The organism is Azoarcus sp. DD4 (genome assembly GCF_006496635.1).
Taxonomy (GTDB): Bacteria; Pseudomonadota; Gammaproteobacteria; order Burkholderiales; family Rhodocyclaceae; genus Azoarcus.
In genome coordinates, this window is record NZ_CP022958.1 from 4,167,916 (window position 1) to 4,180,260 (window position 12,345).

Annotated in this window: 12 protein-coding genes and 1 tRNA gene; 1 reads left to right on the top strand and 12 read right to left on the bottom strand. The window is 66.0% G+C overall.

The window, feature by feature from the left end:
* Positions 1 to 137: 137 nt before the first annotated feature.
* The 12 genes from CJ010_RS19250 to CJ010_RS19305 all read right to left on the bottom strand — a co-directional run bounded on the left by CJ010_RS19250 (position 138) and on the right by CJ010_RS19305 (position 11,762).
* Positions 138 to 344 (bottom strand): DUF3565 domain-containing protein, encoded by a 207-nt coding sequence (locus CJ010_RS19250; protein ID WP_141019548.1) that lies wholly within the window; start codon positions 342 to 344, stop codon positions 138 to 140.
* A gap of 53 nt (positions 345 to 397) precedes the next feature.
* Positions 398 to 1,048 carry a nitrous oxide reductase accessory protein NosL gene (locus tag CJ010_RS19255; protein ID WP_141019549.1) on the bottom strand — a complete coding sequence of 217 codons (651 nt, stop codon included), beginning with the start codon at positions 1,046 to 1,048 and terminating at the stop codon, positions 398 to 400.
* Positions 1,049 to 1,052: 4 nt separating this feature from the next.
* Positions 1,053 to 1,580, bottom strand: a complete 528-nt coding sequence (locus CJ010_RS19260; protein ID WP_141019550.1) for a nitrous oxide reductase accessory protein NosL — start codon at positions 1,578 to 1,580, stop codon at positions 1,053 to 1,055.
* 8 nt (positions 1,581 to 1,588) lie between these two features.
* On the bottom strand, positions 1,589 to 2,404 hold the full coding sequence (locus CJ010_RS19265; RefSeq protein WP_141019551.1) for an ABC transporter permease: 816 nt from the start codon (positions 2,402 to 2,404) through the stop codon (positions 1,589 to 1,591).
* Positions 2,405 to 2,414: 10 nt separating this feature from the next.
* Positions 2,415 to 3,335: an ABC transporter ATP-binding protein gene (locus CJ010_RS19270; RefSeq protein WP_240794414.1), complete on the bottom strand. Its 921-nt coding sequence runs from the start codon at positions 3,333 to 3,335 to the stop codon at positions 2,415 to 2,417.
* 148 nt (positions 3,336 to 3,483) lie between these two features.
* Complete coding sequence (locus CJ010_RS19275) at positions 3,484 to 4,761, bottom strand: nitrous oxide reductase family maturation protein NosD (protein WP_141019553.1); 1,278 nt, start codon at positions 4,759 to 4,761, stop codon at positions 3,484 to 3,486.
* A gap of 7 nt (positions 4,762 to 4,768) precedes the next feature.
* On the bottom strand, positions 4,769 to 5,200 hold the full coding sequence (locus CJ010_RS19280; RefSeq protein ID WP_141019554.1) for a transcription regulator: 432 nt from the start codon (positions 5,198 to 5,200) through the stop codon (positions 4,769 to 4,771).
* A gap of 14 nt (positions 5,201 to 5,214) precedes the next feature.
* Positions 5,215 to 7,386, bottom strand: a complete 2,172-nt coding sequence (locus CJ010_RS19285; RefSeq protein WP_141019555.1) for a NosR/NirI family protein — start codon at positions 7,384 to 7,386, stop codon at positions 5,215 to 5,217.
* A 168-nt stretch (positions 7,387 to 7,554) separates the two neighbouring features.
* The gene (gene nosZ / locus CJ010_RS19290; RefSeq protein ID WP_141019556.1) at positions 7,555 to 9,492 is read right to left on the bottom strand and encodes a TAT-dependent nitrous-oxide reductase; all 1,938 of its coding nucleotides are present in this window, start codon (positions 9,490 to 9,492) and stop codon (positions 7,555 to 7,557) included.
* Between the two features lie 212 nt (positions 9,493 to 9,704).
* Positions 9,705 to 9,962, bottom strand: a complete 258-nt coding sequence (locus tag CJ010_RS19295; RefSeq protein ID WP_141019557.1) for a hypothetical protein — start codon at positions 9,960 to 9,962, stop codon at positions 9,705 to 9,707.
* 337 nt (positions 9,963 to 10,299) lie between these two features.
* Positions 10,300 to 10,393, bottom strand: a tRNA-Ser gene (locus CJ010_RS19300).
* 142 nt (positions 10,394 to 10,535) lie between these two features.
* On the bottom strand, positions 10,536 to 11,762 hold the full coding sequence (locus CJ010_RS19305; RefSeq protein ID WP_141019558.1) for an aspartate kinase: 1,227 nt from the start codon (positions 11,760 to 11,762) through the stop codon (positions 10,536 to 10,538).
* Positions 11,763 to 12,034: 272 nt separating this feature from the next.
* Here CJ010_RS19305 and CJ010_RS19310 point away from each other — a divergent pair, with 272 nt between their 5' ends.
* Positions 12,035 to 12,331, top strand: coding sequence for a DNA-binding transcriptional regulator (locus CJ010_RS19310; RefSeq protein ID WP_141019559.1), 297 nt, complete (start codon positions 12,035 to 12,037; stop codon positions 12,329 to 12,331).
* Positions 12,332 to 12,345 lie beyond the last annotated feature (14 nt).

Here is a 12,345-nt window from a genome sequence, read left to right on the forward strand (position 1 = left end):
CGGACGGGACGACAGCGGGCCGGGAATATGCACCAACATCGTGCATTTGTCCATCAAAAGCCCACAAACGCCCCAGAATGGGGCGATTAGCTACTCATATCGGGCAGCGCCTGGCAGATCCTGCCGGCGGACGCGGTCTAGCAGCTGTCCGGCGGCGCCCCTGCATCGCACTTCTTGCAGGCGAGGCGATGACCGAGCATGGCTTTGCGGCCAGCGTCCGTCGCCACCCACGGCCGGTTCTGCCAGGGCGGATCGTGACGCACGTGCTGGAAGTGGCCACACTCCAGTTCGGCCACCCAGTGGTTTTCCTCGTCGAGGTGGTAGCCGACGATGCGCTGGTCCATGTCGCGGGCCTGACGGATGGGGAAGGCGCGCAGCTTACCAGTGCCCGCGCTGCTCAGTGCGCGGGATAGGTCTGGCGCAGGGCGGCGACGAGCGTGGCGTCGAGTTCGGCGAAGCGCAGCACACGGCCGCCCTGCGCCGCAGCCAGCGCCTCGGCCGCGGCGCGGCTGGCGAAGGCAGGGAGGTCCGGCCCGCGCATCGGGCCGGTGGCCGAGGAGCCGTGCACGAACCAGGCTTCGTCGGCCGCCACCCAGCCGCCGCCGGCGTGGTCGCTGACGTAGCGCGCCGCGATGGCGCCGATGGCGATGCCGCGGGTGTAGCGCGCGCTGTCGGCGAGGAAAAGCAGCATGTCCACCGGTGAATCGAAGAACCAGGCGTCGCCATTGTCGGTGATCAGCTGCGCCGCCCAATCGGGATGGCGCGCCGGAAACATGCCGCACACCGCGCAGCGGGCATGGGCGGGCACCGGCCGCGCCGCCAGCATCGCCAAGCCCGAAGCCGGATCGTAGGCGTGCACCGCGCCGGGGAAAGGCGCGCCGGGGCGGACGATGCAGACGTCGGGCGGCAACGCCGCGTCTGCTTCGGCTGCCGGCTTGTGAGCACTCCATGCGTAGGCGGCGCCCGCGAGCACGCAGACGGCAGCGGACAACAAGCCAATACGCCTGACCGGCAGGCGCAGCGAAGGCAGGCGGCGGCTGAGTTGCATGCGACTACATCCGCTGGTCGTGCAGCGCGCCGCCGTCGAGCGCCACCATCTCGGGCGTCACCGCCTCGAAGCGGTAGACCTTGCCGCCGTACTCGGCGACGAACTTCTGCGCGTCCGCCTCACTGCCGAAGCTGGCGATGGTCGGCCCCATCGAGCCCTTGCGCTTGGAGCCGTGCACGTACCAGGCGGCCTTGGCGTCTATCCAGTGACCGCGCGGTTCGTCCCAGTTGGCCTTGCCCATGTCCTGCACGTAGAGCGCGCGCACGCCGCGCACCTGTTCGGGCTTGAGGTAAATGGAGAACATCTCCACCGTATCGCAGAAGAAATCGGGTTCGGCGCGGCCCTCGTAGTGGATCTGCGCCTTGGGGCCGGGATAGTCGGCGAGCAGCATGCCGTCGAGCGCGCAGGCGGTGCTCTGGTCGATTTCGACCACCAGCGAGGCCGGCGCCTCGTCGGCGGGCTGGCCGCAGGCGACGAGCAGGCCGGATGTGAGCGCGACGAGCAGCAGGCGACGGAGGGGCGTGGGGGTCATGATCGTTCTCACTTGTGGAAGCGCCAGGCGGCGATGCCCAGCGGCGCGGCGATCCAGCCGGCCATTACCGCACCGAGCAGCCAGGGCTGGGCGAGCGCCGGCGGGAACACCGTGGCGAGGCCGTAGAGCGTGCGCACGTCGTCCAGGCTGAAGATGTTGAGGATGCGGAACACGTCGGCCGGATTAGCCAGCAGCAGGTAGGGATAGATCTCGCCGCCGTAGCTGTCGCCCGTGAGCACCAGCGCGCCGAGCAGCAGCAGGTCGAACACCAGCACGAAGAAGAACCACAGCGCGATCGCCAGCCCGGAGGCGCGGGTGCGGTCGGCGGCGAACACCGACAGCATCACCGCCAGGCTGAGGAAGGCCATGCCCAGCAGCACCGAACTCGCCATGAAGCCGAAGTAGTGGAACAACGCGGCCAGATCGAGCTGGCGCGCCAGCACCAGCGCCACCAGGCCGAAACCGGCCACCGTGGAGAAGGTCAGCGCGCCGGCCAGCCCGAGGTATTTGCCGAGGATGAGCTCGAAGCGGGTGATCGGCATAGTCAGCAGTAGGTCGAGCGAGCCACGCTCGCGCTCGCCGACGATGGCGTCGAAGCCCAGCATCAGCGCGATCAGCGGGATCAGGTAGATCACCAGGCTGACCAGGCTGGCGATGGTGACCTCGATCGAGCGGAAGCCGACCGCGCCCTGCTGCGCCGCGCCGAAGTAGGCGATGACCAGCGCGAAGGCGGTGAACACCAGCGCCACCGCCAGCACCCAGCGGTTGCGGATGCGGTCCCAGAATTCCTTGCCGGCGATGGTGGCGACCTGACGGATTTCCATGCCCGCCTCCTCAGTCCGAAAAGCCGAAGAACACGTCTTCGAGCGAGGGTTCGCGCACATGGATGTCGCGCACCTTGCCGTCGAGCGCGGCGAGCGCTTCCAGCACCGCCATCTTGGCTTCGCGCCGGCATTGCACCGCGACGCGGCCGTCGCGCGCCTCGATGGCGCTCACCGGCAGGTGGCCGAGCGCGGCGCGCACCGCGCCGAAGTCGGCGTCGGCGACCTGCACCTCGAACCACAGCGGCAGGTCCATCTGCTCGCGCAGGCCCTGCACGGTGCCGAGCGCCTGCACCTTGCCGGCGGCCATGATGGCGAGGCGATCCACCCGCTCCTGGATCTCGGCGAGGATGTGCGAAGTAAGCACCATGGTCACCCCCTCGGCGCGCAGGCCGCGCAGGATGGCGTAGAACTCGCGGATCGCCTCCGGGTCCAGCCCGGTGGTGGGTTCGTCGAGGAACAGGATCTGCGGCTTGCCGAGCAGCGCCTGGGCGAAGCCGAGCCGCTGGCGCATGCCCTTGGAGTATTCGCGTACCCGCCGCCGCGCCGCGTGGGCGAGGCCGACGCGCTCCAGCGCCGGCGCGCAGTCGGCGGCCGGCGCGCCCTTGAGGCGGGCGAAGAACTGCAGCGTCTCCAGCCCGGTGAGGTTGTCGTAGAGCACCACGTTTTCCGGCAGGTAGCCGACGCTGCGGCGCACCGCGCGGAAGTCGCGCCCGCCGACCCCGGTGCCGGCGATGCGGATCTCGCCCGCGGTGGCCGGGATCAGGCCCAGCATCATCTTGAACAGCGTGCTCTTGCCCGCGCCGTTGTGGCCGATGAGGCCGAACAGTTCGCCACGGCGGATGTCGAGATCGACGCCGTCGACCGCATGCACCGCGCCGTAGTGCTTGTGCACCCCGCGGGCAGCGATCACCACCTCGGCGGCGTCGGTCATGGCATCGGCTCGCATCTCAGTTGCGCCACAGCGCGCGGCGCGACCCACGGCGTATGAGACGGGCGCCGCGCCGCCCGCCGGGCCACCCCAAGGGCGGCGCAGCCCCCTAGGGGGGCAGCGAACGAAGTGAGCGTGGGGGTCGTTCATCTCAGCGCGCACCAGGGAAAGTCTTGCCACGCCAGTCTCTCCAGTTGTCCTTGTCGGGCCGCATGCGCGGCTTGGGGTCGACCACGCTGGGGGCACGCAGCAGCGGAAACTGCTGGCCGACCAGACGCAGGGTCTGAACCGCCGGGCTGGCGAGCAGCAGCTTCATCAGCGGGTGCTTCCAGCTCAGGCGATCGACCAGGTCGTTGGCTTCGTAGCGCACATCGCCCTGGCCGTCGCCGTTGCGGTCCCAGCCAAGATAGTTGCTCCAGTGGTTGCCTTCCTTGATCCCCCACAATTCGTCCCGGGCGCCGACGTAGCGCACCTGCTCGCGGTTGGCGACGAAGTCGTTGCGCTCGACCTGGTTGTTCTTGGAGCCGGCCCACAGATGCACGCCGACGATGTTGTCGACCAGCAGGTTGCCGCGCAGGGTGTTGTATTCGGCGTCGTAGATGAAGAAGCCGCGCGAGTTGCCGGCAACGATGTTGTTCTCCACCACCGCATCCTGGATGGTGCGCAGCATGATGCCGTGGTCGGAATTGGCCCACACGCGGTTGTTGCGCACGATCTGGTCGCGCACTTCCATCAGCGCCAGGCCGCCGCGGTTCATCCATACGTCGTTGTCCTCCCACAGGTTGCGGTAGGAGTTCATGTAGTGGGTGCCGTAGCGGCTGTGGTGCAGCTTGTTGCCGCGGAAGACCGCGTCGTGGGTGACGTCTACGTAGAGGGCGTCGCGCACGAAGCTGACCTCGTTGCCGATCACCTTGGCGCGCCGGGTGTTGTAGAGCTGCACGCCGTTGCCGCGCTGGGACGACAGGTAGTCGCGCTTGCCGGTGATGACGTTGCCTTCGATCAGCACGTCGTCGGCCTGCTCCACCCACAGGCCGAACAGGTTGTAGGTGAGGTCGCAATTGCGCACCACCGCGCGGTGGGCGCCGGGCTGCAGGTAGATGCCTGCGTTCTGCTCGCGCAGGCTGCCGCCGGAGTCGGCGACGATCAGGCCTTCGATCACCACGTCAGTGGCGGTGACGCGGATGGTGTCGCCGCGTTCGCCGCCGGAAATCGTCGGGCGGTCGATGCCGCGCAGGGTCAGCGGCCGGGTGATGCGCAGGTTTTCCTCATAGCGGGCGCGCGCCACCTCGATCACATCGCCGGCTTCGGCGCGATCCAGCACCGCCTGGATGGATTCGCCTGGCGCCACCTGCAGCGTGGCAGCGGCGGCGCCCTGCGCGAGTGCGGCGCAGGCGGCGAGGATCAACAGGCGGACGACGGCGCGGCGCATGGCGGGATCACACCACCAGCAGGCCGAGCGACTTCAGCGCCAGGAACAGCGCGGCGCCGATCAGCAGGTTCTTGAAGCCGACGTAGCAGAGCATGTCCATCAGCGAAGCCGCGCGGTAGCGCCGGCCCCACCACGGGCCTTCCTTGACGTAGGGCTTGGCGCCCAGCCGCACCACCACCTCGAACACGCTCCAGCCGAACCACCAGCCGATGACGGCACCGGCCTCCAGCCGCCCCATCGCCGCCAGCACCCACACCACGCTCGCCGCCAGCGCGAGCGCTAGGCCGGCGCCCTGCAGTGCGCGCTGGCGCTGGAAGCCGCTGCGGCTCCACGGCCACAGGTGGTCCCAGGCCTCCGCCGCCAGCCGCGCGGCCACGCCCTTGTCGTCGCCGGCATAGGGCAGCTGCACCGGCTCGGTCAGCATTTTCGGATCGACCATGTTCGCGTTCTCCTTCAGTCCGCGGCCTTAGCGGCCGGCACCGGCTTGATCGGGATGTAATAGCCGTCGGCGCCGATTGGAGTGATCGCCAGACCGGCCTTGCTGCGGCGCTTGCGCTCCTGGACCAGCGGCGGACAGGCGTGGTCGTCGGTGTACAGCACCATGCAGTCCAGGCAGTGCAGGCATTCGCGCTGGTCGATGCGGCCGTCGTCGTCGATCGCCTGCGAGCCGCAGCCGACCGCGCAGGCCTTGCAGCTGGTGCATTCCTGCTTGCGCTTGAGGCCGAACCAGCGGAAGGTCGTCGGCATTGCCAGCGAGGCGCCGAGCGGGCACAGGTACTTGCAGAACGGCCGCTCGGTGAAGATCGACAGCCCGAGCAGGCCGGCGGCGAACAGGGTGTAGGGCCAGCTGCGGTTGAAGATGCCGACCAGGAAGGTGGTCTTGAAGGGTTCGACCTCGGCCAGCATTTCTGCCAGCCCCATCGAGAACACCGACACCGCCAGCAGGCCGGCGAACACGCCGTACTTCACCCACTTCAGCCGGTTGTGCCAGCGCTTGGGCAGTTTGAACTGCCAGCGCTTCAACCCGGCCGCGCCGCCGATCTTGTAGAGCAGTTCGGAGAGCGAGCCGAAGGGGCACAGCCAGCCGCAGAACAGTCCCCGGCCCCACAGGAAGACGGTGACGATGATGAAGATCCAGAACAGGAAGATGAAGGGGTCGGTGAGGAAGAGCTCCCACTGCCACTGGAACAGCAGCGCGTGGAACCAGGTGAGCACCTGGGTGATCGAGGGCTGCGCCATCAGGTGGAAGCCGACGAAACCGATGCTGATCACCCAGCCGGTGTATTTGAAGGCATTGACCGGCCACTTGTTGGTGCGCGTAGCGGCGCGCGTGAGGCGGTCGCGCTGGGCATAGACCACGCCCACCGCCAGCAGCAGCGCGGCGAAGGCGGCGATTTCGACGGTACGCGTCTGCCACACCCTCAGCCACGGCGGCGCCGGCTTCTTCACCTCGGGGCGGCCGCCTTCGAGGTAGTGCGCCGGCAGCCAGTATTCGCTGTCGAAGTTGGCGAAGCTGCGCGCGCCGGTTTCGCGGTCGACCCGGTTGCCGAGGAAGATGAACTTCCACGGGTAGGCGGCGGAGAAGGCATCCGAGCGGATGATGAAGATCGCCGACTCGTTGAAGGCGGGCGCGCCCGGCGCCGCGAGACCGTAGAGGTTGAGGTAGTCGAGGTCGCGGAAGGTGAAGGCGTCCTGGCCCTGGCGCACCTGCACCCGGTCGTAGAGCCCGCCGCGCACGAAGCCGGAGCCCTTGAAGGATTCCTTGCCGGCGCTGCGGATCACGAAGATCGCCTGCTCGTTGGGCTTGAGCTGCGCCATCAGGTTGTTCCAGCTGGTGTCGCCGAGCAGCGCACGGCCGACGTCGGGCTGGTTGAGATGGCCGAACCAGAGCTCGATGAAGGGTTCGTCGCCACGCGGCAGGCCGACCTGCTCCGGCTTCACCGTCAGCCTTTGCACGCTGCCTTCCTTCACCAGCGCCGCCCAGTCGGGCCGTGCGCCGGTTTCGCGGTAGCGTGCCGGCGGCCGCACGGTGCGCTCCAGGATGCCGACCTGGCGCGCCACCGCCGCGCCGGAGGTCATCATCACCTGGTTCTGCGCGATCACGGTGACGGTGGCGCCGGAGATCGCGTCCAGCCCGATGATGTCCTCTTCCGGCCGCGAATGACCGATCTCGATGTTGTCGCCGACGAACTTGCCGAGGTACTGCTGGTTGAAGCGCACCAGCGCGGATTCCGGGATGCCTAGCAGCAGGATGGGCTCGGAGTGCTTGAGGATGCGGCTGCCGGTGAAGCGGCCGGCGGCGTCCATGCCGATCAGCGTCACCACCGGCTTGCCGGAATAGGCAGGGATGTCGGTGATGTCGGTCGAGAGCATCACGTAGCCGACGAGGCGGCGCTTGCCGGCTTCCTCCGCGTAGCCCTCGACGTAGAAAGGCCGGCCCTTGCGCTCGGAGAACGTGCTTGCACCCGGCAGCACCTCGGTGCAGGGCGCGTAATCGCACAGCCTGGGTGCGGTGTTGAGCTCGGCGGGCAGCTTGGCCTCGTAGGCATCGGCACGCACCAGCGGCGCGGCGAGCAGGAAGACAATAAGGACGATCAGCGCTCTGAAGGCGTTCGGCATGTTCATGGTACGGTCCGTTGGGGACGGTGTGACGGCAGTCTAGAAACTGCCGTGGCGGCTGTACTTGTTGCGGGTCAATTTCCGCCGGGCGACCGCCCCCGCCGCCGCACGGAAAAAAAGCGAGGGGCACGCGGCCCCTCGAAACTCACCCCATACAACCCAGCAAATGCAGGATCAGGCTTCCACGATCATCCGGGTGCGCATCTCGAGGTGCAGCGCGTGGCAGAAGTGGGTGCAGTAGCACCAGTACACCCCGAGCTTGTCGGCCTTGAAGGTGACGGACTTGGTTTCCTGCGGATTGACGATGAAATTGACGTTGTACTTCGGGATGGCGAAGCCGTGCGTCAGGTCCTCGACCTTGTCGAGGTTGGTCAGGATGATGGTGACCTCGTCGCCCAGCTTGACCTTGAACTCGCGCGGCTCGAAGGCCGGCGCCAGCGAGGCAATCTTCACCGTGACCTTCTTGCCCTCGCGGAACACACCGGCTTCCTTCTGATCCTTGACCGCGAGCGGGAACTCGTTCATGTCGTAGATCTGCTTCGGACGCAGCAGCTCGCGCTTGAAAATGATGAAGTCGTGCGGCTCGGGGCGCACCGGGTGATCGGCCACCAGCTTCATCTTCTCGCCGGAGATGTCGACCAGCTGCTCGGTCTCGGCGTGCAGCGGGCCGACCGGCAGGAAGCGGTCCTTGGAGAACTTGCAGCCCACCGCCAGCCACTTTCCGTCGGCAAACATGGTTTCCGACTGCGAGGCATTGATATGACCCGGCTGATAGGTGACGTCGAGGCGGTCGACCACGTACTTGGCGTTCTGGTCGCCAGCCTGGAACTTGATTGCCGCGTCGACATTCCACTTCACGATCTGGCTGTCGAGGAAGAGCGTGGTGTAGGCGTTGCCGCGGCCGTCGAACGCAGTGTGCAGCGGACCGAGGCCGATCTCGACCTCGGCGACGATGGCCTTGTCGAGTTCGGGCAGCGTGCCCTCGAACCATTCCAGCACCTTGGCGAGTTCGATCACGGTCGCGGTCGGCGACAGCTTGCCGGCGCAGATGAAGTACTTGCCATCCGGGCTGGCATTCACGCCGTGCGGGTTTTTCGGCACCGACACATAGGCAGTGAGCGCGGTCTTGGGGTCGGCGTTGGCGGCACGGGTGCCATCGACCACCGGCACCTTCGAATTGCCGAAGGTGGTGAACTTGCCGGCCTTCACCGCGGCTTCGATGCGGGCGATGTTGAAGAACAGGCAGGCGTCGCGCTCGGCCGACATCATGCCTTCGTAACGGAAGCCACCCTCGGTGTTGTACTGGTTGGTCGCGGCAAGCTTGCCGTCGTAGGACGTCGCAACGAGGTCGCAGTTGCCGTCGATCAGCACCTGCCAGCGCACTTCCATGCTCTCCGCATCCACGCAGGAGAACAGCGTGCGGTACTTCTCCGGCGTTTCCATGTCGCGACCGTCGTTGGGCAGCGGAATATGGAACTCGGCCCCGCAGAATACCCGCGTGGTGTAGTTGATCGCCGGATCGACCGGGTCGCGCTTGTCCGGAAAGATGCCGTGGAAGCCCTGCACATTGGGCAGTTCGGTGATCTTGTCGCAGATGAAGTAGTCGAGCCTGATACGGGCGATGCGGCTGTTGATCTTGTCGTTGATCCAGGCGTAGCGGCCGTCGTAGTTGCCGTCCTTGTAGGACGCATGGGTGTGGTGGGTATCGCCGACGGTGTATTTCAGGCTGCCGTCGGGCTTGGTGCCCATGATGGCCTTGGATTCGTTGGTGATCCCCCAGCCGACCAGCGCATCCGGCACGAAGCAGGGCACGCGGTGCAGTTCACGCCCCGAGGGCAGGCCGAGCACGCGGAAGTCGCCGGTGTGGCCACCGCTCCACAATCCGTAGTAGGTGTCGAGCTCACCCGGCTTGAGGTGGGGGCCGTGGCCGTCGTCGGCCACTGCCGCGGCAGGCGCAGCGGCCGCCGGAGCAGCTTTCTTCTCCTGGTTGCAGGCCGACAGGCCTACAGTCATGCTGGCTCCGGCAAGACCCGCGACCGCCGCGGTATTCAGGAACCTGCGGCGGCTCTGGTCCGGCTGGGCGTCCGGCATGTTGTCTTGTTCTCGGCTCATGGTCTCGTGACTCCGTTTCAGATGGGATGAGGTCTGTGACGGAGGCATTCTCGGAGCCAGGGCTGCCGGAATCCTTGATTCACCGCAAGAATGAAAAATCCGCAGGCCGAAACCGCCGACGCGGCCCGCAAACGACAAGGCGGCCACCAGGGCCGCCTCGGGATGCATTCGGGCGGGGCGGAGCGCACGCCCCGCCGCACACCGGCAAGCGCTTACTGGCGCGCGACGCTGGTCGGCGCCACGACCGACGCTTCCGGCGCAGCCGACACCGGGCGGAACTCCGCGCGAGGACCATGATTGACCGGCAGCACCTTCTGCTCCGCCACTTCCAGGGCCGGCTTGGCCGTTGCCTGTGCCTTGCGTTCGGCACGGGCGCGCTCGATGGCGGCCCAGTCGGGACCGGCCAGGGCCGATCCGGCCAGGAGGCTGAGGGTGACGGCCATCAGGCCGGTAAGCATCTTGGAAAACATGTGCGGGCTCTTCTCGGTGAATGGTGATCAGGCAGGATGACTTCGCCATCGCCATCCGCTACGGCAAGCGCAAGCCAGGCCGCGGCCGCACACGGATGCTTTGGACCGCCCCATTCCGCAAGATATATGCCCACGCGAATAATCATTATTCGCAAACGAACCGCGCCAGACTCCGCGGCGTTGTGCTAGGCGCACGAGGGAAAAGTGATGTTTGATTCATCACAACCACACTGTTGTTGTGGTTTTTGCAACCTCACCACTCGCCCGGCCCCGCGGGCAACACGCTGTGCCGCGGGCAACAAAAAAGCGCCCCGAAAGGCGCTTTCTTGATGATGCTTGGCGGAGACGGAGGGATTCGAACCCTCGATGCGAGTTTTAGCCCGCATGCTCCCTTAGCAGGGGAGTGCCTTCGACCTCTCGGCCACGTCTCCAACACGAAGGCGGCACTATATAGATTCCGCCCCGCGTGGTCAATTTCCGTTCGACATCCCCTAGTGCTTTCCTGCCAAGTGCCATCGCAAACCGCAGCGACGCAATCACAGGCACTTGCCGGGAGCGCCCGGACGACGTCGCTCAGACGCCCTGGTCGAGGCCGAAGGCCTTGTGCAGCACGCGCACGGCCAGTTCCAGGTACTTCTCGTCGATCGCCACCGAGATCTTGATCTCGGAGGTGGAGATCATCTGGATGTTGATGCCTTCCTCGGCCAGGGTACGGAACATCTTGGATGCCACGCCCGGATGCGAACGCATGCCGACGCCGACGATGGAGACCTTGCACATGGTCTTGTCGCCTTCGATCGCGCGCGCGCCGATGTGGCTCCTGACACCTTCCAGGATGGCAACCGCCTTGTCCAGGTCGCCGCGGGCGACAGTAAAGGAGAAATCGGTGGTGCCGTCATGGCCGACGTTCTGGATGATCATGTCGACGTCGAGGTTGGCGTCGGCGATCGGCCCGAGGATCTGGTAGGCAATACCGGGCTTGTCGGGCACGCCGAGCACGGTGAGCTTGGCTTCGTCGCGGTTGAAGGCGATGCCGGAGATAACGGGCTGTTCCATGTTCTTGTCTTCCTCAACGGTGATGAGCGTGCCCTCTCCTCCTTCCTGGAAGCTCGAGAGGACGCGCAGCTTGACCTTGTACTTGCCGGCGAATTCGACCGAGCGGATCTGCAGCACCTTGGAGCCCAGGCTGGCCATCTCGAGCATTTCCTCGAAGGTGATGGTGTCCAGCTTGCGGGCTTCGGGGACGATGCGCGGGTCGGTGGTATAGACGCCGTCGACGTCGGTATAGATCTGGCACTCGTCGGCCTTCAACGCCGCGGCCAGCGCCACGCCGGTGGTGTCCGAGCCGCCACGGCCGAGCGTGGTGATGTTGCCGTGCTCGTCCACGCCCTGGAAGCCGGCTACGACAACGACGGAACCGCTGTCGAGATCCTTGCGGATCGGCGCCTCGTCGATGTTCAGGATACGGGCCTTGGTATGGGCGTTGTCGGTGAGGATGCGCACCTGGCCGCCGGTGTAGCTCTTGGCCGGCACGCCGATGTCCTGCAGCGCCATGCACAGCAGGCCGATCGTGACCTGTTCGCCGGTGGAAATCACCACGTCGAGCTCACGCGGATCGGGCTTGGCCGCAACATCTTTCGCCAGCGCGATGAGGCGGTTGGTTTCACCGCTCATGGCCGACACCACGACGACCACCTGGTGGCCCTCCGCGCGGAACTTCGCCACCTTGCTGGCGACGTTCTTGATGCGCTCAGGGCTGCCCACCGAGGTGCCGCCGTACTTCTGAACTATCAGTGCCATCGTCGTATCCAAGTGCTTGTGGATAAAGGGCTAGGATTCTAGCGAAAGCGGGCGGACTTTGCAGGACTACGACAACGGCGCGGTCAATCCGTGATATCTGCAACGCTGAAACATCCGCTCAAATATCGCCGTTGTATGTATTGCGAATAGTGATCTATACTTTGTCCATCCTACAACTTAAGTCGTAGGAGCTAAATCAGCGGGAGCGCAGTCGGCATATCGCGTACGGGTTGTCAGTCGCAGCGCCTTCCTGCCCAACACAGGACGAAATCATGAAAAACACGGAAAACTTCGACGTTCGCGAGATCCGCCGCAAGCTCGGCATGAACCAGTCGCAGTTCTGGTCCAAGATCGGCGTGACCCAAAGCGGCGGCTCCCGTTACGAAAGCGGTCGCAACATCCCGCGCCCGGTGCAGGCCCTGCTCCGCCTCGTGCATATCGAACAGATCGATATCAACAAGGTCAAGAAGGACGACGTTGAAGTCGCCGAGTACCTGAAGGCGACCAACCCGGATCTGTACAAGACCCTCAAAAAGGAAGCCAAGGCCAAGCGCAAGGAACGCAGCTGATCGCCTCGCGCCGG